Source organism: Haloprofundus marisrubri (genome assembly GCF_001469955.1).
Classification (GTDB): Archaea; Halobacteriota; Halobacteria; order Halobacteriales; family Haloferacaceae; genus Haloprofundus; species Haloprofundus marisrubri.
In genome coordinates this window covers 155,357-174,665 of sequence record NZ_LOPU01000018.1, presented here as the reverse complement: position 1 = coordinate 174,665, position 19,309 = coordinate 155,357, and the positions used below count along the sequence as shown (strand labels likewise).

Annotated in this window: 25 protein-coding genes; 12 read left to right on the top strand and 13 right to left on the bottom strand. The window is 64.1% G+C overall.

The features are described from left to right. Positions 1-44: 44 nt before the first annotated feature. Complete coding sequence (locus tag AUR64_RS06605) at positions 45-302, bottom strand: MarR family transcriptional regulator (protein WP_058581159.1); 258 nt, start codon at positions 300-302, stop codon at positions 45-47. Between the two features lie 124 nt (positions 303-426). Here AUR64_RS06605 and pan1 point away from each other — a divergent pair, with 124 nt between their 5' ends. Continuing rightward, a complete protein-coding gene (gene pan1, locus AUR64_RS06600) occupies positions 427-1,647 on the top strand; it encodes a proteasome-activating nucleotidase Pan1 (protein WP_058581158.1) in 1,221 nt (406 codons plus the stop codon). A gap of 137 nt (positions 1,648-1,784) precedes the next feature. On the opposite strand, the gene AUR64_RS20895 is transcribed toward pan1, so the two are convergent. Further along, positions 1,785-1,931 carry a hypothetical protein gene (locus tag AUR64_RS20895; RefSeq protein WP_169794658.1) on the bottom strand — a complete coding sequence of 49 codons (147 nt, stop codon included), beginning with the start codon at positions 1,929-1,931 and terminating at the stop codon, positions 1,785-1,787. 128 nt (positions 1,932-2,059) lie between these two features. On the opposite strand from AUR64_RS20895, the gene nth reads away from it, so the two are divergent. Both nth and AUR64_RS06590 read left to right on the top strand, forming a co-directional pair. Continuing rightward, positions 2,060-2,743, top strand: a complete 684-nt coding sequence (gene nth, locus AUR64_RS06595; protein ID WP_058581157.1) for an endonuclease III — start codon at positions 2,060-2,062, stop codon at positions 2,741-2,743. A gap of 87 nt (positions 2,744-2,830) precedes the next feature. Further along, positions 2,831-3,067, top strand: a complete 237-nt coding sequence (locus AUR64_RS06590) for a hypothetical protein (protein WP_058581156.1) — start codon at positions 2,831-2,833, stop codon at positions 3,065-3,067. A 42-nt stretch (positions 3,068-3,109) separates the two neighbouring features. On the opposite strand, the gene AUR64_RS06585 is transcribed toward AUR64_RS06590, so the two are convergent. Beyond that, on the bottom strand, positions 3,110-3,586 hold the full coding sequence (locus AUR64_RS06585) for a DUF7321 family protein (RefSeq protein WP_058581155.1): 477 nt from the start codon (positions 3,584-3,586) through the stop codon (positions 3,110-3,112). 142 nt (positions 3,587-3,728) lie between these two features. Here AUR64_RS06585 and AUR64_RS06580 point away from each other — a divergent pair, with 142 nt between their 5' ends. The 7 genes from AUR64_RS06580 to AUR64_RS06550 all read left to right on the top strand — a co-directional run bounded on the left by AUR64_RS06580 (position 3,729) and on the right by AUR64_RS06550 (position 8,045). Continuing rightward, entirely contained in the window at positions 3,729-4,595 is an 867-nt protein-coding gene (locus AUR64_RS06580; RefSeq protein ID WP_058581154.1) for a DUF7319 domain-containing protein, read from the top strand. A gap of 73 nt (positions 4,596-4,668) precedes the next feature. Then, entirely contained in the window at positions 4,669-5,295 is a 627-nt protein-coding gene (locus AUR64_RS06575; RefSeq protein WP_058581153.1) for a halocyanin domain-containing protein, read from the top strand. Further along, positions 5,296-5,682, top strand: coding sequence for a DUF7318 family protein (locus AUR64_RS06570; protein ID WP_058581152.1), 387 nt, complete (start codon positions 5,296-5,298; stop codon positions 5,680-5,682). Between the two features lie 3 nt (positions 5,683-5,685). Further along, positions 5,686-6,480: a cytochrome b gene (locus AUR64_RS06565; protein WP_058581151.1), complete on the top strand. Its 795-nt coding sequence runs from the start codon at positions 5,686-5,688 to the stop codon at positions 6,478-6,480. A gap of 13 nt (positions 6,481-6,493) precedes the next feature. After that, positions 6,494-7,258: a cytochrome B gene (locus AUR64_RS06560; protein ID WP_058581150.1), complete on the top strand. Its 765-nt coding sequence runs from the start codon at positions 6,494-6,496 to the stop codon at positions 7,256-7,258. A gap of 24 nt (positions 7,259-7,282) precedes the next feature. Next, a complete protein-coding gene (locus AUR64_RS21420; RefSeq protein WP_338035570.1) occupies positions 7,283-7,777 on the top strand; it encodes a DUF7315 family membrane protein in 495 nt (164 codons plus the stop codon). Next, positions 7,770-8,045 (top strand): DUF7314 family protein, encoded by a 276-nt coding sequence (locus AUR64_RS06550; protein ID WP_058581149.1) that lies wholly within the window; start codon positions 7,770-7,772, stop codon positions 8,043-8,045. The genes AUR64_RS21420 and AUR64_RS06550 overlap by 8 nt, the downstream gene beginning before the upstream one ends. A gap of 426 nt (positions 8,046-8,471) precedes the next feature. Here AUR64_RS06550 and AUR64_RS06545 read toward each other — a convergent pair whose 3' ends face one another. The 3 genes from AUR64_RS06545 to AUR64_RS06535 all read right to left on the bottom strand — a co-directional run bounded on the left by AUR64_RS06545 (position 8,472) and on the right by AUR64_RS06535 (position 11,102). Beyond that, positions 8,472-8,909, bottom strand: a complete 438-nt coding sequence (locus AUR64_RS06545) for a DUF7313 family protein (protein WP_058581148.1) — start codon at positions 8,907-8,909, stop codon at positions 8,472-8,474. Between the two features lie 60 nt (positions 8,910-8,969). Further along, complete coding sequence (locus tag AUR64_RS06540) at positions 8,970-9,683, bottom strand: NAD(+)/NADH kinase (protein ID WP_058581147.1); 714 nt, start codon at positions 9,681-9,683, stop codon at positions 8,970-8,972. Between the two features lie 111 nt (positions 9,684-9,794). Further along, positions 9,795-11,102, bottom strand: a complete 1,308-nt coding sequence (locus AUR64_RS06535) for a M28 family peptidase (protein ID WP_058581146.1) — start codon at positions 11,100-11,102, stop codon at positions 9,795-9,797. Between the two features lie 234 nt (positions 11,103-11,336). Between AUR64_RS06535 and AUR64_RS06530 the strand changes: the two genes are divergently transcribed. Together AUR64_RS06530 and AUR64_RS06525 are read left to right on the top strand one after the other, a co-directional pair. Then, positions 11,337-12,503: a thiolase domain-containing protein gene (locus AUR64_RS06530; protein ID WP_058581145.1), complete on the top strand. Its 1,167-nt coding sequence runs from the start codon at positions 11,337-11,339 to the stop codon at positions 12,501-12,503. Continuing rightward, positions 12,503-12,877 (top strand): Zn-ribbon domain-containing OB-fold protein, encoded by a 375-nt coding sequence (locus AUR64_RS06525; RefSeq protein WP_058581144.1) that lies wholly within the window; start codon positions 12,503-12,505, stop codon positions 12,875-12,877. Before AUR64_RS06530 ends, AUR64_RS06525 begins: the two co-directional genes overlap by 1 nt. Before the next feature lie 39 nt (positions 12,878-12,916). Here the strand turns inward: AUR64_RS06525 and AUR64_RS06520 are convergent, their stop codons facing one another. The 7 genes from AUR64_RS06520 to AUR64_RS06490 all read right to left on the bottom strand — a co-directional run bounded on the left by AUR64_RS06520 (position 12,917) and on the right by AUR64_RS06490 (position 19,263). After that, positions 12,917-14,050 carry a bactofilin family protein gene (locus tag AUR64_RS06520; RefSeq protein WP_058581143.1) on the bottom strand — a complete coding sequence of 378 codons (1,134 nt, stop codon included), beginning with the start codon at positions 14,048-14,050 and terminating at the stop codon, positions 12,917-12,919. Positions 14,051-14,308: 258 nt separating this feature from the next. Further along, complete coding sequence (locus tag AUR64_RS06515; protein WP_058581142.1) at positions 14,309-15,238, bottom strand: alpha/beta fold hydrolase; 930 nt, start codon at positions 15,236-15,238, stop codon at positions 14,309-14,311. Between the two features lie 57 nt (positions 15,239-15,295). Beyond that, positions 15,296-16,198: a glycosyltransferase family 2 protein gene (locus AUR64_RS06510; RefSeq protein ID WP_058581141.1), complete on the bottom strand. Its 903-nt coding sequence runs from the start codon at positions 16,196-16,198 to the stop codon at positions 15,296-15,298. Positions 16,199-16,246: 48 nt separating this feature from the next. Further along, on the bottom strand, positions 16,247-16,669 hold the full coding sequence (locus tag AUR64_RS06505) for a hypothetical protein (protein ID WP_205628382.1): 423 nt from the start codon (positions 16,667-16,669) through the stop codon (positions 16,247-16,249). Positions 16,670-16,840: 171 nt separating this feature from the next. Then, positions 16,841-17,917 (bottom strand): methylmalonyl Co-A mutase-associated GTPase MeaB, encoded by a 1,077-nt coding sequence (meaB, locus tag AUR64_RS06500; RefSeq protein WP_058581139.1) that lies wholly within the window; start codon positions 17,915-17,917, stop codon positions 16,841-16,843. Beyond that, complete coding sequence (locus AUR64_RS06495; RefSeq protein WP_058581138.1) at positions 17,914-18,333, bottom strand: cobalamin B12-binding domain-containing protein; 420 nt, start codon at positions 18,331-18,333, stop codon at positions 17,914-17,916. Before AUR64_RS06495 ends, meaB begins: the two co-directional genes overlap by 4 nt. Positions 18,334-18,459: 126 nt before the next feature. Next, complete coding sequence (locus AUR64_RS06490) at positions 18,460-19,263, bottom strand: ZIP family metal transporter (RefSeq protein ID WP_058581137.1); 804 nt, start codon at positions 19,261-19,263, stop codon at positions 18,460-18,462. Positions 19,264-19,309 lie beyond the last annotated feature (46 nt).

Below are 19,309 nucleotides of genomic sequence, written 5' to 3'. Positions count from 1 at the left end.
GACGAAACGGAGACGAGAGAACGACGAAAAGCGGCGAATGCGCCTCAGACCGAGAGCGTGTACAGTCGTTTGCGCGCGTCCGAGAAGGAGAACCGCGAATCGACGACGTCCTGTTCTTCGAGTCTCGTGAGCGCGTAGCGGACCGTTCGCGGCGGCAACAGCGTCTCTTCTGCCAGTTGACTCTGCGTCATCGTCTCGTTGTAGTCGAGAACTTTGGCGACGAGTTTCGCGCTCGGGGGGAGGTCACGAACCGCCTCCCACCGGTCGGTCGAATCGGTGGCGGCTACCTCGGTGCAGCTCATGTCCCACTCTGCGGCATACAGCCAGATAATATTTGCTATGTCTCGTTATTACTGTCAGAAATTTGCGGCGGCGAGTCGCCCCGCGACCCGAAGCCTCTTATGAACTTGTGACCTAATCCGCCCGATGACCGATACTGTGGACGACGTCGACTTACCCTACGACGAGGAGGCGGCGTCACAGCAGGAGAAAATCGAGGCCTTGGAAGAGCGCCTCGAGGTCCTCGAAGCGCAAAACGAGGAGATGCGGGACAAACTCCTCGACGCGAACGCCGAGAACAACAAGTACCAGCAGAAGTTGGAGCGACTGACTCACGAGAACAAGAAACTCAAGCAGTCGCCGCTGTTCGTCGCCACCGTCCAAGAGATAAACGAAGACGGTGTCGTCATCAAACAGCACGGCAACAACCAAGAGGCCCTCACCGAAGTGACCGACGAGATGCGGGACGACCTCGAACCTGACGCCCGCGTCGCCGTCAACAACTCTCTCTCCATCGTTAAGAAACTCGAAAAGGAAACCGACGTGCGTGCACGCGTCATGCAGGTCGAACACAGCCCCGACGTCACCTACGAGGACATCGGCGGCCTCGAAGAACAGATGAACGAAGTGCGCGAGACGGTCGAGATGCCACTCGACCGCCCGGAGATGTTCTCCGAGGTCGGCATCGACCCGCCGTCCGGCGTGCTTCTGTACGGCCCACCGGGTACCGGGAAGACGATGCTCGCCAAAGCCGTCGCCAACCAGACCGACGCCACCTTCATCAAGATGGCCGGGTCGGAACTGGTTCACAAGTTCATCGGCGAGGGCGCGAAACTCGTGCGCGACCTGTTCGAGGTGGCCCGCGAGAACGAACCTGCAGTGCTCTTTATCGACGAAATCGACGCTATCGCTTCGAAGCGAACCGACTCGAAAACCTCCGGCGACGCCGAGGTCCAGCGGACGATGATGCAACTGCTCTCGGAGATGGACGGGTTCGCCGACCGCGGCGAGGTCCGCATCATCGCGGCGACGAACCGCTTCGACATGCTCGACCCCGCCATCCTCCGACCGGGTCGCTTCGACCGCCTCATCGAAGTGCCCAAGCCGAACGACGAGGGCCGCGAAATCATCTTCCAGATTCACACGCGCAACATGAACGTCTCCGACGACGTCGACTTCGCGGAACTCGCCGAGATGGCCGAGAACGCCTCCGGTGCCGACATCAAAGCCGTCTGCACCGAGGCGGGGATGTTCGCCATCCGCGACGACCGCACCGAGATATTCATGCAGGACTTCGTCGACGCCTGGGAGAAGATTCAGGCCGAAGAGACCGACACCGACGCCGAAGCCTCGCGCGCGTTCGCCTGAGGCTGCCGCGTCGTTTCTCTCGTTTATCCGCTCGCGCCGAGCGCCGGCTATCTTCGGTCGCTTTCGGGTCGCCGAGCGTCACGCTGGTGGCAATCGCTGGCGACGGAAGCGGGTCCGAGACCCCGAAGTCGAAGCCGCTACGGGGAGATGAAGACGCCGAAGACGGCCAGCGGGACGAGAAACAGGAGAACGAACATAAGCAAGAGAATCGCGCCGTAACCCGCACCGACGCCGGCGACGGTCAGCCACGACGGGTGGTCGAACTGGTCGAAATCGAAGCTCATACCCTGATTTCGGGAGGACTGGACTATAAGTGTAGCCGTCGGCACACACCAGCGTCTTCTGCTCGCCTTTCTCTCAGCGGTCAGCGCCGAACCACAGTACTCAATTTCACCCGCTCGCAGGGGTGGATATGGGAGAGCCACTGCCGTCACGCGAGGAGCAGGCGTTGGAAGTCCTCGACCGTCTGTACGAGGAGTATCCGGATACGACGATTTCGTTGAACTTCTCGAACCGCCTCGAACTGCTCATCGCCGTCATGTTGTCGGCGCAGTGTACCGACGAACGCGTGAACAAGGTCACGAGCGACCTCTTCGAGACCTACCGCACACCCGAGGAGTACGCGAACGCGCCGCAAGAGGAGATGGCCGACGCCATCTCGTCGATTACGTACTACAACAACAAAGCGAAGTACATCCGCTCGGCCACCGCCGACATCGTCGAGAAACACGACGGCGACGTGCCCGACACCATGTCCGAGTTGACCGACCTCGCGGGCGTCGGCCGCAAGACGGCGAACGTCGTCCTTCAACACGGTCACGACGTGGTCGAAGGCATCGTCGTCGACACACACGTCCAGCGAATCAGTCGTCGCCTCGGACTCACCGAGGAGGAGTATCCCGAACGAATCGAAGAGGACCTCATGCCCGTCGTTCCCGAAGAGGACTGGCAGCAGTACACCCACCTTCTCATCAGTCACGGCCGAGCGGTCTGCACCGCCCGGAACCCGACGTGTTCGGAGTGCGTGCTCGAAGACATCTGTCCCTCCTCGAAACTCGACCACGACGTCGACCTTGCGAGCGGCGACGCGTGGTGAGTTCGGACCGATTCGAACCTTCCCGGTGACGTATCAGAACCCGTGACGGCCAACACCACTATTTGACTGTCCGTCGTACGGGGAGACATGGCCAAAGACGAACACGGCATCGACCTCGAGGAGGATACGGAACTGGACGTTCAGAGCGACGACGCCGACGACGAGGAAGAAGCCGAGGCGGAGGCCGAACAACAGGAAGCCCAAGAAGCCGCCGAGGAGGCCGACCGGGAGGAGGATATCGAGCAGAAGTCCACCGACCGCGAGACCGACGCCCAAGAACAGGAGAACATCGACAACCACCGCGACGAAGAGCCGTTCCAGTAACTCGGCCGAGTTTCGGGTCGGCGGCCGGCCCACCGTGGTTTTTCAGAAGTACATCGTCACGTAGCGTATCACGCCGACGAGATACGCCGCAATCCAGAACAGCACGTAGCCGAACACGCCGAGTCGGAGTCGACCCCGCCACGCACCCATGTTCTCGTGGAGGTCGTTGAGGTCCAACTCCTGGTCGGGGTTGTGATACAGGTCGGCGTTTCGCTTGGCCTGAAAGATACGGACGATGCCAGTCAACGCGAAGACGAGCAGCGCGTACGCCTGCAGTCCGAGGATAGCGTGCAGCGCCGACAGGCCGCCGAGTTGTTCGAGCAGACGCGGGGCCATCCAGAAGACGACCGGAATCGTGTTCAACGCGAGGCCGGTGACGATGAACTTCAGGTGGTAGATGAGAACGTCCCACGTCACCGTCTCGGTGTCAATCATTATCCACGCGCCGTAGAGGTAGAACGGGAAACTCGCGGTCACCATCAACGCGGCGAGCGTTGCGATGGCGGTGTCGCTTACCATCAGTTCGACTAGGGAGGGTGTCGTCCTAAATGGCCCGACTTTCGTTTGCAGCGACCGACGGCGGCCGAAGCCGATTAGCTCAACACTCGAACGGCGACGAGGTGTCGGAAAGCTAAAACCGCTGTATCGACTACTGTGAGTGATGTCCGACCCGTCATCCGCGTCGGCGGACGGTCCCGACGAACCGAGCGACCGGCAGGCCGATTCCGGGACCGACGCCGACGAGTTGGACGCGCTCCGCCGCGAAGTCGAGTCGAAGTACGACTTCGACAACTTCGGTCCCAGAGAGATGGCGGAGATGTCGCTCGAAGAGTGGGAAGTCGCCTTCGACAGCGACTCGTGGATAACCGGCCCGGAACTGCTCGACAGAGTCGAGAAGGAACTCCGTTCGCGCGTCGCCAGCCGCGAGGTGTTCGCGGTCATCGAACGCGTCCGGGAGGACGGTGAGGACCGGGTGGTCGCCTACTCCGACGAAGGGTTCGCCATCGTCTACGACGACGGCACCGTCGAAGGGCAGGGAACGGTGCTCAGGGACGTAAAACCGACCGTCGCGCTCTGTTCGATGGACGACTACGAGGTCGAAGAACCGCCTCGAGACGCCTCGCTACCGAAACCCGACGACGTTCCCGAGGGGACGGGACAACTCGGGAACAACATGCTACAGGTCGTCGCCGGCGTCCAGATTGTCGCCGCACTCGGCCTGCTCGTTCTCTGGTCGCCGTTGACGTCGCTCATCCCCTTCGCGTCGGCCGGACAGGTGAACTTCGCGCCGCCGGCGGTGGCGTTCTTCTTCCTCCTCATCGGCCTGTTCCTGTTCATGACCGTCGCCAACGCGCGCCTCTCCGACCGCTTCCGCGCCGAGGAGTACCGAAACCGACTGCGCGCGCTCGACCCCGACTCGACCGAACGGCCGGAGTTTCTCCCCGGTGGCGAGGGGTCGTCGCGGCCGGCAGTCGACGCCGAGGAGAGCGCCGAGAGTCGGCCGACCACCGCGTCGGAACGAGAGTAGAGATACCGCCGCGTATCGCGGTACGACGGCCAGTCGGAGGCTTTAAGCGCGTCCCTTCCTGACTCCCACGTGTATGAAAAGGCGGGAATTTCTGAGAGCGGCTGGTGGCTCGGCTGCCGCCGCAGCCGCCGCATCCGGAACCGCCGCCGCGCAGGAAGAAGGCGGTGGGGGCGGACAGCAACCCGACTTCGGGAGTTGGCTCTCCGGCGTCGACGGCGGAACACAGGATATGCGAGGACAGAGCGAAGTGACCGTGCAGGTCGGCGCGAGCGGTAACGGTGGGGCGTACGCCTTCCAACCCGCCGGTATCTGGGTCGACTCGGGCACGACGGTCACGTGGGAGTGGACCGGCGAAGGTGGCGGTCACAACGTCGCCCACGCGGGTGGCCCCGGTGACTACACCTCCGAGACGTCGAGCGAGGCCGGATTCACGTTCGAGTACACCTTCGAGGAAGGCGGCATCAGCGAGTACCAGTGTGAACCGCACGCCGGTCTCGGGATGAAAGGCGCTGTCGCCGTCGGCGAAGACGTTCCGACCGTCGCCGCAGGTGGCGGCGAGAAGGAACTCGAAGAACTCGGCGTACCGGTGCAGGCGCACTGGGTGGGGTCGGCGACGATTCTCGGAATCATCGTCACCATCATCTACTCGTTCTACATCCTGAAGTACGGCGAATCGGCCAACACGGGGAGGGGTCAGTAGATGTCCTCTTCCGGCAGCACGTACGGCGATATCCACCGGTACGAACCGGCGCGTGAGAGCACCGCCGCAGCCATCGCAATCGTCCTCCTGACGATTATCGAGGTGCTGTTCGTGTTCCTGTTCACGTACGGACTGGTCTCCGGGTGGGGACTGACCGACGTCGGGAACATGTTCCTCGGCGGCGTTCTCACCGTGATTTTCGTCGACCTGGCGTTCATCCTCGCGCTGTACCGCAAGGAGTTCCTGCCAGACGTGATGATTGTAAAGAAGCGCCGTCGCAAGTGGGAGGACCTCTACATCACTGAGGACCAAGTCGACGGTGAGACCATCGGGACCGGCGCGTGGGACACGCTCAAACGCGCGGTCTATCCCTACTACAAGAGGTAACGAATGAGCTTAGAACGAAAAGACGACTACGACCACAACGCGTGGCTGCAGGAAAAGGACCTCTCGCCCGTCGAGACGACGTTCCTCACCGCGCTCATCTGGATGGACAAGCGACTCCGTATCGTGGACTATCTGGAGATTCTGGAGTCACTCTACTACCGAGTGAACCTCCAGATGCCGAAGAGTCACACCGAACAGTACAACCTCGACAACAAGTTCTGGTACTGGTACCCGCTGTACACGCTGGGACTGTTCTCGACGCTCTCGTACATCGTCGCCGCGGTGAGTGGCGCCTTACTGGGCTTTTACTACTCGCCGGCAACGACAGGCGACCCGACGACGGCGTACACCCAAATCGAGTTCATCATGACCGAACTCCAGTTCGGGTTCTTCCTTCGCAGCCTCCACCGGTGGTCCGCACAGGTGATGGTCGCGGCGGTGTTCCTGCACATGCTCCGGGTGTATTTCACCGGGTCGTACAAGGAACCGCGTGAACTCAACTGGATACTCGGTATCATCCTCATCAGCCTCACGATGGGCTTCGGGTACACCGGCTACCTGCTCCCGTGGGACCAGCTCGCCTTCTGGGCGGGTCAGATCGGCGTCGAGATGGCGCTGTCGGTGCCGCTCATCGGCGAGTGGGCCGCCCAACTCGTGTTCGGCGGGTTCACGCTGAGTCAAGCAACGCTACAGCGCATGTACATCCTCCACGTGTTCCTGCTCCCGTTCATCGTGACGACGCTCATCGCCATCCACATCGGCATCGTCTGGGTGCAGGGCATCGCGGAACCGCACTAATCGAGCAAAGACAATGACAGACAACAACGACAACACGACCGCGGAAACCGACGGCGGCACGGGCATCGTCGCTCCCGACGACGAGACGCCGACGTGGAGCGAGCGGAAGGCTCGCAAAACCGGCCTCTCTCGGCTCACCTACGAGTACTTCGAGCGCTCGCGCCGCGAAGACCAGGACCTCCGAACCGAATCCGACTACGTCGAACGTGACGTACTCGGCTTCCCGACGTGGCCCCACGAGACGGTGCGTAACCTCTCTATCGCCAGTTTCTTCGTCGGGATGATTTTCTTCCTCTCGGCGACGCTACCGCCGCACATCGGCCCACCAGCGAACCCGAGTTCGACGCCGGCTATCATCCTGCCCGACTGGTATCTGTACTGGTCGTTCGGCCTGCTGAAACTCAGCCCGGTCAACCCCGAACTGTCCATTCTCGGTGGGCAGAAGCTGATGGCCGACCGGACGTACGGCGTGCTCGCTAACGTCGTCGTCGTCGGCTTCATCGCCATGGTGCCGTTCCTGAACAAGGGCAGCGCCCGTCGTCCCGTCGAACAGCCGTTCTGGGCGGCCGTCGGCGTCGGCGGCGTCGTCTTCGCGTTCACCATCAGCGTGCTCGCGGTTCAGAACCTGGTCCCGATGAACATCGACCTGCTGTTCGACCTGACGTTCCTCCTGCCCATCGTCGCGGGTATCGTCACCTACGCGGTGCTCAAGACGATGCGCGAGGGGTACATGTACGACCTCAACCGCCGGTACTACCGGCTTCGGCCGCCGCGCTAGCGGTACCACACCGACCTTTCTTCTATGAGTTCAGATACGAACAGTGACACCACCGACGAGCGGACGACCGGGAACAGCGACGGGTCCGACGCGACAGAGACGCCTCCCGCGAGCGATGGAGACAACACGACGCCGACCGAACAGGAGCGGAGCGACGAGACGCGCGGAGACGACACGAACACGTCGTCGTCGGGCCGACGCGACATCGTCGTCCCGATGCGGTTATACAAGACGATAACCGTCTTCTCGACGCTCATCGCCGTCGTCTCCGTCGTCCTCGGATTCATCCTCATCGACGCGGCGACCATCCAGTTCAGCTTTCTCAGACAGGTCATCAACGGAGCGCTGGCGGCGGTCGGTCTCGGCGTCGCTCCGGCCGTTCTCAGCGCGACGCTCGCGTTCGTCGGCATCAGTATCATCGCCTTCGGCGCGGGCGTCTACGTTCTCGGAACGAGATTCCGCGCCCGCGGAATGGGAAACTCTCAAGAGGACTCCGACGAACTCTCGGATAATGGCTGACGAGTTCATCAAGGGGCTGACTATCGCAACCGCCGGCGGACTCGGCTGGATGGTGCTGGCGGGTTGGTACCGTACGAGCAGTTTCGAGAGCGCCGCGCAGTTGGTCGAACCCGTGACCGTCGAGGGTCCCGACCTGTTCAACGGCATCGCCATCGCGCTGATGGACGTGCTGCTGTGGTTCGCAATCCTCGGCGCACTCGCCTTCTGGGTGCTCATCCCGGTCGGCCGCGAACTGCGCGCAACCTACGACGAACGACGCTCGTCGTAAGCGGCGTCGAACCACCCTCGCTGGGTTCTCCGCTCTCTTTCTCTCGCGTCTCTCGCTTTTCTCCACGTTACTGTGAGCCGACGGCTTCGTCCCGCGCGCGTTCTCTCACCTCCGACGGACCGGTCTCGTGACCCCCCGTCGCGGCCTCGGAAGCAGTGGCATCCGGGCAGGCACGGTATGGCAGTCTGTCGGCGGTATTCTGTTTGACGGCGTCTCCTGAGGCCTTGCTGTTGTTTCGGGATGCGCAACAAGAAGAAGTGAGCGGTCCGGAACTGAAAGCACGCTAGTGACGAACCCGCGGACGTGAACGACCGATTCTACGGAGTCACCGACGAGCGCCTCGTCGGCGCGCGCGCAGCGTTGGCTCGTCGCTCGTCGGAGTATGAGAGGAGAAGACGCGTCGTCTCGAAGGCTGCAGCGCCCGTCTCAGATAATCTGCGCCCAGATATCCGCGATGAGGAAGAACAGACTCTGGAACGCGGCGTACAGAAGCACCAGCACCGACGCCGCGAGGCCGCCTTTCGGCCGCTCGACGGTCAGTCCGTTGCGGGCTTCGACTTGGCGGGCTTCGAACTCGAAGAAGTCGGTGACGAACATCCCGAGCACGAGGACGGACATGACCATCCCGCCGTGGGGCGCGACCACGAGAAAGAGCAGCGACGCGACGATGAGTGCGCCGCTCGTCAGCGTGTGCGGCGTGTATCGGGAGATGTCGTCTTCCTTGCGGGCTTGGCGAGCGTGCGCGCGGTGGCCGAGAAAGCGCGTCACCATGTTCGCCAGCACGAGCACCAAGATAACGACCGGTAGCCCCGGAGCGATTGCCTCGAGTGCGTCGAGGGGCACGATGTACTGCAGCGGTTGCATACTTGAGTATCGGAAGGTGACTCATTAGAGTTTTTCCAATCCCGCGCGCCGTCGGACCGCTCACTCGGGCGTCGGTGGGCGGAGCAACCGTACCGTCTCACGCCGTTCGACGCGAACGGGAACGTGCGGGTCGACAGCCGTCGTCCGGTCGCCGTCGACGACGAGCGAGACAGCGCCTTCGTCGCGTTCGACAGACAGCGTCACGTCGTCGGCGACGACCCACGTGTCCCAGCGCGTCGAAAACGGCGAGATGGGAACGACGGCGACACCGGCACCGGGGGTGACTATCGGTCCACCTGCGGCGCGCGCGTAGCCGGAACTGCCCAGTGGTGTTGCGACGACGACGCCGTCGGCGCGGAAGGCGTCGAGGGAGTCTCCGCCGCTTTTGACGGCGTACTCGGAGATGCGTGCCGGTTCGTTGGTGACGAGCGTCGCGTCGAAGACGGCGTCGGCGACGTGGTCGCCGCCGACACTCACGCCGAAAAGCGGGTGGTCGGCGGTTCGACGACTGCCTTCGGCGAGCGTCGCGAACGCGTCGTCAAGCCCCGACAGCGGTACCGAGTGTCGGCCCCCGACGCCGACGGGGAGAATCGGACACTGTGGGTGCTCTCTGACAGCGTCGGCGACGGCACGTTCGCCGACGGCGACGACGAACGTCGCCTCCGCCACGTCGGTGAAAGTGAATCCCGTCGCGCGAAGCGCGCGCTCGACCCGGCCGTCGTCGTCGCCGCGAAGCGAAACCGCCGTCGTCGCGTCGTCGCGCGCTTCACTCATTGCACGACTGTTACTCGCCGGTCGCTAAAAGTCTGCGCGATTCGGTGAGCGATACGGGCGCTCGATGCCGGTTCTCGCCGCCGACGGCGACGCCTTCGGCGTTTACCGCACTCAGTACGGCCAGTCGCCGGTTATCTTCATCCCCGGCGCGAAGTTCTCGGCTTCGAGGCGCTCGGCAATCTGCTCCGGGTCTTTGTGCGGCACGTCGGTGCCCTCGTCTGCGAGGTCGACGACGAGGTCTGCGAGCAGGACTGCCTGCTCGCGGAACGTCCGGACTTCGAGTTTGTCGAGCGTGTCGGCGTACGTGTGGCCCCACCCGCGGCCGCGACTCTCGGACTCGCTCGACACCATGTAGCCGGGGACGCCCCACTGGACGAACGGCCAGTGGTCCGAGTGCGGCAGTTGCTCGGGAACGACGCTCACCGGGTGGTCGAACCGGTCACCGACACCTTCGGCGGCAGTTTCGAGTTCGTCGAAGTCGTGGGTGTGGAACCGAAGCGTCCGCCCGTTGGCGACGCCGTCGAAGTTGACGATGGCTTTGATGGCGTCGAAGTCGGCGCGTTCGGCTTCGTGTGCGGACCCGACGAGGCCGACTTCCTCCGCGCCGAAGGGGACGAACCGGACGCGAGTGTCGAGTTCGGTCGCTCTGTCGGCGAGGATGCGCGCGAGTTCGACGACCATCGCGGTGCCCGTCCCGTTGTCGGCGGCACCTTCGGCGATGTCGTGGGCGTCGAGGTGGCTCGTCACGAGAATTTCGGTCTCCGAGTCGGGGCCGACGACGGCGTGGACGTTGCCACTCGTCGCGTTGGGCGTCTCGCAGTCGACGCCGACGGTGATGTCTTGGCCTTCGAACCGGCGGGTGAGGCGCGCGCCGACTTCGGCGCTCACGCCCACTGCTGGAATATCGCCGATAGGTGAGTCGGGGGTGCCGACGCTGCCGGTCGGCGGCAGACAGCCCTCGACGTGGTTTTTGAACACGAACGCGGCCGCACCCGCTTCGACGGCGTAGTAGTACTTCTCGCGGCGGTGGATGAACCGGTCGTAGTGGTCCGGCACCGTCGAGGAGACCATGACGACGTTGCCACTGAGGTCGGCGTCGAAATCCTCGGGGAGGCCGTAGCCGAGGTCGACGAGTTCGCCGGTCACCTCGTCGGCGGGGCTCCGGGGGAGTGCGATGCAGTTTTGGGTGGTGTCGCCCGCCTCGATGGCGCTGTCGCCGCGCACCCAGCCTTGAATCTCGAACTCGTCGACGACTGCGTCGCGCGCGCCGACCTCGCTTAGGGCGTCGCGGGTACGCTCTACGGCCTCCTGTTCGCCGGGACTTCCGGCCATTCGGTTGCCGATGTCGACGAGCGTTTCGAGGTGATTCCACCCGGTGTCGCTCGTAAACGTCTCGCCAATCCAGTCGGTGTCTTCCATGGTATCGGCTGACGCGGTGTCGCGGTAATCGTTGTGGTCCCCGTGGTCGCTCTCCGGTTCGTCCCGCCGTTTTCTCGCCTCGTCGTTGCGTCGCCTCCCCGCTCTATCGTGTCGTCGTTTCGCCGTTCTGTCGTTTCGTCGCTCGTCGCCGCTCGTTCACTACTTTCGTACGCAAAACCGAACGCAGACGCCGGATTCGGCAGGTCTTTACCGGAACATCATCTACGTTCGTGCATGACTTCCGTACGAGTCGCCGGTGTCGGTCTCACGCAGTTCGGCCGCCACCCCGACCGGACCGGCCGGGACCTGTTCGCGGAGGCCGCACTCACCGCCCGCGAGGACGCAGGCGTCCCCCGCCAGGACATCGAAGCCCTCCACTACGGGAACTTCATGGGGGCGCTCGCGGAGCATCAGGCCCATCAGGGACCGCTCGTCGCCGAGGCTGCCGGTCTCACCTGTCCGGCGACCCGCTACGAGCAAGCGTGTGCCTCCGCAGGCGTCGCCGCGCGGCAGGCGATAAAAGACGTCCGCAACGGCGAGGCCGACGTCGTCCTCGTCGGCGGCATGGAACGGATGACGAACCTCGAAACCGCGGAGGTGACCGAGTCGCTCGCCATCGCCGCGGACGAACTGTACGAGGTCCGCGCGGGCATCACCTTCCCCGGCGCGTACGCGCTGATGGCGCAGGCGTACTTCTCGCAGTTCGGCGGCGAACGCGAAGACCTCGCACACATCGCCGCGAAGAACCACCACAACGCCGTCAACAACGAGTTCGCGCAGTATCAGCGCGAGATTTCGGTCGAACAGGCACTCGACAGTCCACCCGTCGCCGAACCGTTGCATCTGTTCGACGCCTGCCCCATCACCGACGGGGCGAGCGCACTCGTCCTCGTCAGCGACGAGTACGCCGAGGAACACGACATCGACGCGCCCGTCGCAATCACCGGCACCGGACAGGGTGGCGACAAGATGGCGCTACAGGACCGCGACCACCTCGCCCAGACCCCCGCGGCGACGAAAGCCGCCGAAGAGGCGTACGCCGACTCGGGGAGAAGTCCCGAAGAAATCGACGTGGCGGAGGTCCACGACTGCTTCACCATCGCCGAAGTTCTCGCACTCGAATCGCTCGGCTTCTACGAACCCGGCGAAGGAATCGGCGCGGCCCGCCGCGGCGAGACGACCCGCGACGGCGACCGACCAATCAACCTTTCAGGAGGATTGAAGGCGAAAGGCCACCCCGTCGGCGCGACGGGCGGCAGCCAACTCGTCGAGATGACGCGACTGCTCCGCGGCGACCACCCCAACAGCGACGTCGTCGCCGACGCGGAAATCGGTCTCACGCACAACGCCGGCGGCACCGTCGCCAGCGCCGTCGTCCACGTGCTGGAGGTGGTGAACTGATGGCCGACACCGGCTACGACGAGTGGATAGACGCCGTCGAAGCGGGCGAGGGCTACTATCTCGCGTGTCCAGAGAGTCACGGGTCGTTGCCGCCGCGGCGCACCTGCCCGCACTGCGGTGCGCTGGAGTTAGAAGACCAACCGCTGCCCGACTCCGGAACCGTAGAGTCGTTCAGCGTCGTCCACGTCGCCGCGCCGTCGTTCGCGGGAGATACGCCGTACGCGACGGCCGTCGTCGACTTCGGCCCGGTTCGACTGACGGGCGTCGTCCGCGGTGTCGAGTTCGACGACCTCGAAGTCGGGACCTCGGTCGGCGTGACCGTCGAAGAACACGAGACCACCGGCGACCCGGTTGTCGTCTTCCGGCCACGGTAGGCGGACGGCGTCGCCGACGAACACCGATTTCTCAGACAACTACGTTACCGCACCCACGTCCGGCGTCGCCTGACGTTCGGCCCGCCGACGCCGGTAGCCCGACGTGAGCGCGAGCAACAGCGCCCCCAACCCGACGAGTCCGACTGCGACGTTCACCACCCACCCGAGGAACGGAATCTGGACCGCGAACGCGACGACGACCACACCGACGAGGAGCGCCGCCCACTCGCCTTCCCGGTCGGTGTAGGCAAGAATCACGGCACCGACGGCGAACCGGCCGTAGACGCCGCCGACCCAAACGAGCAGTCCGAACACCAACGACCCCACGAGCGCCAGTGGAATCCCGACGAGCGTCACCACCAACAGCAACAGCGCGAGCGGGACGACTATCAGCGAGAGAATCCCGACACCGCCCGACAAGGCGGGGTTCCGTGCCGCTTCCAGTACGACGCGCTGGGAGAACGACGGGAAGACGAAGAGCAAAACCGCACCCAAAAGCAGGTTCGTCACCAGTCCGTAGAGAACCGACACCCACGCGGGAACGAGCGGGCCGTTCGTTCCCGCCGGTGCGGCGGTGGCGAGGTCATCGTCGCGTTCGACCGCTCCGCCGACGACGGCACCGTCGGCGCGTTGAAGGCTCCCATCGTACGTGAGGTCGCCTTCGATGACCGCCGCTGGACCGAGGATAATCTCGTCTGCACCGATTTCGGCGTCGCCCTGTACTGTACCGTTGATGCTGGCCGTCTGGGTACCTGCGCTGAGGTCACCGCCGACCGTCGCTCCTTCCGCAACGGTGAGGCTTCCCGCTCCCGCCGCGACGTCGCCGCCGACGGTCGCGCCTTCGGCGAGCGTGAGACTTCCGGCCGCACCGGCGACGTCGCCGTCGACGACGCCAGCAATTCGAACGCTCCCCGCCGCACCGGCGACGTTGCCGCCGACGCGACCGGTTTCGGTGACGTACACGTCGCCGGCGAGTGCCGAGACGTTGCCTTCCACCGTCCCGCGGACGACCACCGACCCACCGAACGCTTCGAGTTCGTCGACCGTCTCGTTCTCGGCGACGACGACTGTGCCGCCGCTTCGAGTGACCGCCGTGGCGACTCCCGGGAGTGCCCCGAGAACGACGACGCCGACGAGAACGACTACTAACAGTGACCGACCGTTTCCCCTCATCGAGGAGAATAATGATTTTTGTGCTACAAGAAACTGCGGTCAGTGTTCGGTAAATCAGATAGTAGAGCGCCCGAGAGTGTCACGAATCGTATTTCGGGTCTCGTCGTTTCGGACTGCTGTGTGATTTGCACTCGGAACCCCGTCGTTCTCGGTGGCCGTCCTCCGTCTCCTACCGTCGAGGGATGTACGAGAGGAATCCACCCCTCTCAGGAAGTGGTCTCGGCGTCTCTCCGGCAAAAGCTGGGTGGTGTCGTCCGACTACGCCGTCTCGGCGAGTTCTTCGCGGACCGTCCGGAGGAACGAGTCGGGATGTTCGACGTGTGGTAGCAACATCGCGTCGTCGAAGACGACGAGTCGGGCGTCGGCCTCGTCGGCGAGCGCTCGACCGTCGGAAAGCGGCGTCACGTCGGCTTCGCGGCCCCAGACGAGCGTCACGGGTACGTCGAGGTTCGACAGCATCTCACCGAGGTCGATGTCGGAGTTGAGATAGCCGCTGACGAACGAGGCGGGCGCGAAGCGGGCGTTCTTCTGGTGGGTCGTCCGCCACTGGTAGTCGACCCACTCGTCGGAAAGGTTCTCGGTGTCGTAGTAGCCGTGGTCGGCGCTGAAGTACCGAAGCGAGCGCCGCGACGTGATGAGGTTGTACGCTGCGGTGCCGACGAACGGCGCGCGAAACAGTTCTCGAAGCGCCTGCTTCGGGTCGGGGCCGGCTTTCGTCGTCGGACAGACGAGAACCATCTGCGAGACGTCGGTGTCGCGGGTTGCGGCGGCGGCGTACGCCGCCGAGAGCGACGACGCGAGGACTGCGGGGTCGTCGTACTCACCGAGGAAGTCGGTGACGAAGTCCTCGTACAGCGCCGCCGAGTAGCGAAGCGGCGGACGGTCAGACCGGCCGAAGCCCGGCAGGTCCGGCGCGACGACGTGGTACTCCGAGGCGAGTTCGGAGAAGATTTCGCGGAACTCGCCGCTGGAACCGGCGGCGTTGATGCCGTGGAGCAACACGAGGTCCGGGTCGTCGGGGTCGCCCGCTTCGGTGTAGGCGACGTTCATCCCGCGCCAGCGATACGTGCGCTGCTCGCCGATGAGCGCCGGTTCGAGTTCGCCCGCGCCCTGCGTGAGCATCCGGTTTGCGGCCGCGACTGCGCCGATACCGAGTGCGGCACCGCCGATGGCTCGTCGGAGTTTCATACCGGAGAGTAGAGAGCGAGAGACTTGATAGCTACGCCCGACGGGGGCGAAATCCACTCACTCGACGACCCGAACGTCGAACTTCGAGCGCCAGCGGTAGCGACGCGGCCCCCACCGGAACGTCGGCACGGCGAGCGCGTAAACGAATATCAGCGGAGCCAGAAGCGCCGAGAGATACGCCAGCGCCCACGTCGGCCGGTCGAGACCGAGATAGCGGTACATCGCGTACGCGCCCACCGTCAGCGTCGGCGCGGCGAGAAGCGGCGCGAGCAGACACCACAGCGCGACGAGCGAGAGAAACAGCAACTGCGCGACTCCCAGTATCGGTTCCGGCACGGAGACGATTTTGATGAATCGGACGAGTCGGTCGTGAACGCTCCGAAAGTCGCCGTCGACGGGTACGGGTGTCAGTTCCGAGCGAAGCGTCGTCACCTCGTCGCCGAGATACTCCCAGAGCAGGCCGTCGTCGCTGACGGTCCGGCGCAAATCCGCGATGTAGGCGTCGAGGTCCAGTTGGTCGCGCCGAAAGGTGACGCCACCGCCCCACGTCACGTTCGAGAGGACGACGGTGAACGACCCGCCGAACGCCGTGAACGGTTCGAAGAGTCGCCACCAGCCGTCGCCGACGAACGCCGGCGCGGCCGACACCGCGTCGTACTCCGCTCCCAAGGATTTCATCCGCGCTAACCACTCGTCGTCGCGCGGCACGTCGTCGTCGGTGAGGACGATTCGCTCTTGGTCGATGCGTTCGAGTGCGTACGCCAGCGCGTTCGCCTTTCCGGAACACCGGACCGGTTCGCCAGCGACGAGAACACGGACGCCAGCGGGCGGGTCGTGACTCGCCACGGGGTCGGTCGGCCGGTCGCAGACGACGAGCAGTTCGTCGTCGGGGCCGAGTTGGGCGGCGAGCGACGCACAGGAATCGGTCCACCGTGCCGTCGGGAGGATGACGCTAGCCATTGGTTGGAGTTGTGCGAGAAACGGTATAGTGAGTCCGAGCGGTTTCAGCTACTGAGACGTGCGGCGGGCCTGCGATACTCTCTGGTACAGCACTGCCGTTGCCGTCACAGCCAAGAGTATTCCCCAGAAGACACTGTAACTGAGAGTGAGATAGACACTGACGACCAACGCTGCAACGCAAATATAGTAGGCGAAGTGACGTTGCTCGAACCAGTCCAGTAGAAGGTATGCAGCGGCACCTATGCTGAACGTAGCCGAACCGAGTTTCACTGCAGTGGTGGCATAACTCGGCTGCACGACGAGTATATAAATCTGGGTGGCAAGATAGCCCGCGACGAGATATTTTCTCTGGTCAAAATTCTTTGGACTATGGAACAGGGCTACTAACGCGATGGCGAATATCCCGACAACTGGAACCAAGGCAATCAGGTCCAGCTCGAACCGAGCGAAGATAGAGACACCCAGTGCCATCGTAATTAGTGACACTACGTTCAGGCGACCCGCTGCCTGACGAACGTTATACATTGAACGAACTGCTCGACTATAGAGAGTTAACAACCCGTATGATTCTCAACCCATGAAGCACGAGACTCACGCCAGCAAAACGGAGGTGTCCTCAGTGTCATTTTCGACCGCCTGCGCTCAGTCGTCGCGTTCGAGACAGTCGCGCAACGGTTCGACCAACTCGTCGGCGACGGTGTAGGGGTCGGTCTCGCGGGCGACGACGGCGTCGACGAACGACTCCATGCCGCCGCGGCGGTCGATTTCGCCTTCCAACAGCGCGCCGGTGTCCTCGCGCAGGAGCGTCCGAATCTCCTCGGCGTAGCGGGTTCGCGCCTTCTCGGTGAGGCGACCCGAGCGTTCGAGGAACTCGCGATGTGCCGCGAGCGTCTCGATGAGTTCGTCGATACCCTCACCCGACGTGGCGATGGTTTCGACGACGTCGGCGGTCCATCCCTCTTCACCCTCGCCGTTCATCTCGTTCTCGTCGGGCCTGTCGGCGACCTCGGGTTTCTCGAACCCGCCGCCCGCGCCGTGGTGGCCCAAGTCGAGATTGGAGGTCGGGTCGCCTTGGAGGTGAATCATCTCTTCGAGGTCGGCGACCGTTTTGGAGGCTCCGCTCATGTCGGCTTTGTTGACGACGAACACGTCGCCAATCTCCAGAATGCCGGCTTTGAGCATCTGCACGTCGTCACCGCTGCCCGGTTGGACGAGGACGACGACGGTGTCGGCGGTTCGGACGACGTCGATTTCGTTCTGTCCCGCGCCGACGGTTTCGATGATGACTTTGTCCTTGCCGAACGCGTCGAGCGCTTTTACGGCGTCGGAGGTGGCCGTCGAGAGGCCGCCGAGCGCACCGCGGGCGCTCATCGACCGGAAGAACACCTCCATGTCGCCGACGTTCGACGCCATGCGGATGCGGTCGCCGAGTACCGACCCGCCGGTGTACGGCGAGGAAGGGTCGACGGCGATGACGCCGACCGTCTCGCCGCGGTCGCGGTACGTTTTGGCGAGTTTGTCGACGAGCGTCGATTTTCCGGCACCGGGACTCCCGGTGATACCGATGACCTCGGCGTCGCCGGTGTGTTCGTGCAGCGCCGACACCAGTTCTCTGTAGCCCGACGAACGGTTCTCTATCTTCGTGATGGTCCGCGCCAGCGCGCGATGGTCGCCGTCGAGCAGGCGGTCGACGAGGTCAGTCTGCTCGGACCGACTCATGCGCGGTCGGGAGCGTTCTGTCTGACGAACTCGATGGTGTCGGCCATCGGCGTCCCCGGACCGAACACCTCGGCGACGCCCATCTCTTTCAACTCGGCTTTGTCGTCGTCGGGGACGATACCGCCGACGAGAATGAGGGTGTCCTCGAACGCGCCGTACTCTTTCAGACCCTCGATGACCTTCGGGACCAGCGTGTTGTGCGCCCCCGAGAGAATCGAGATGCCGAGAACGTCGACGTCCTCTTGGACGGCGGCTTGGACGATTTCGTCCGGTGCGCGGTGAAGTCCCGAGTAGATGACCTCGAATCCGGCGTCGCGGAACGCCCGGGCGATGACGTGTGCGCCTCGGTCGTGGCCGTCGAGTCCGACCTTCGCCACGAGACACCGAATCGCTCTCTGGTCTGCGTCTGCGCTCATGGGGCGGAATTCGCTACCCGTCGCTTTGACTCTAACGGATATTCGGGACGATTGGACCACGTAGGCCACCGAATCTTTACTCGGGCCGTAGCAAAATCCGCGAGCGAGGTCGTGAGACTCCCCACGTTACCCGAGCGTCACGTCCAGATACAACATCACGACGACGCCCAGCATCGTCCCGAGCGTCGCAATCCGTTCGTGGCCGCGGGCGTGGGTCTCCGGCACGATCTCGTCGCTGATGACGAACAGCATCCCGCCGGCGGCAAAGCCCATCGCGTACGGGAGAATGGGTTCGGCGACGCCGACGGCCCACGCGCCGAAGACGGCGAGCGGAATCTCGACCAATCCCGCTCGAACGCCCGCCAGTGCAGCGTAGAAGTAGCGACCGAGGCCGGCGTTCAGCGCGGCGACGGAGACGGCCAGCCCCTCCGGGATGTTCTGCAGGCCGATGGCGAGCGTCAACGCGAGCGCGTTACCGAGGTTCTCGGAGCCAAAGGAGACGCCGACGGCGAGACCTTCGGGCATGTTGTGCAGCGTGATGGCGACGATGAACAGGAGAACGGAAGCCGTCCGCGGGTTGCCGCGGCCGGGGTCCTCGCGGACGCGCCCGGTGATGACGACGTGGACGTGCGGCACCCAGTCGTCGGCGCGGTCCAGAATGGCGACACCGAGGAGGATGCCGACCACGACGGGCACGATGCCACCGATGGCGATGCCGGGGAGGATGAGGCTCGTAAAGCTCGCCGACAGCATCACGCCCGCGGCGAAGCCGAGTGCGCCGTCGAGCGCTCGTTCACCCGGGTTCCGCCAGACGAGAACGACGAGCGCGCCGAGCGTGTTGAGTACCGCGATGATGACGCCACCCGCGAGTCCCTGTACGACCGGGTTCGTCCCGACGAGGCGGACGAACAGTTCCTCGGCTGCGACCATCTCGAATCGTCTCCGAGGAGAGAACGACGGGGTGAAAGATAAGTTC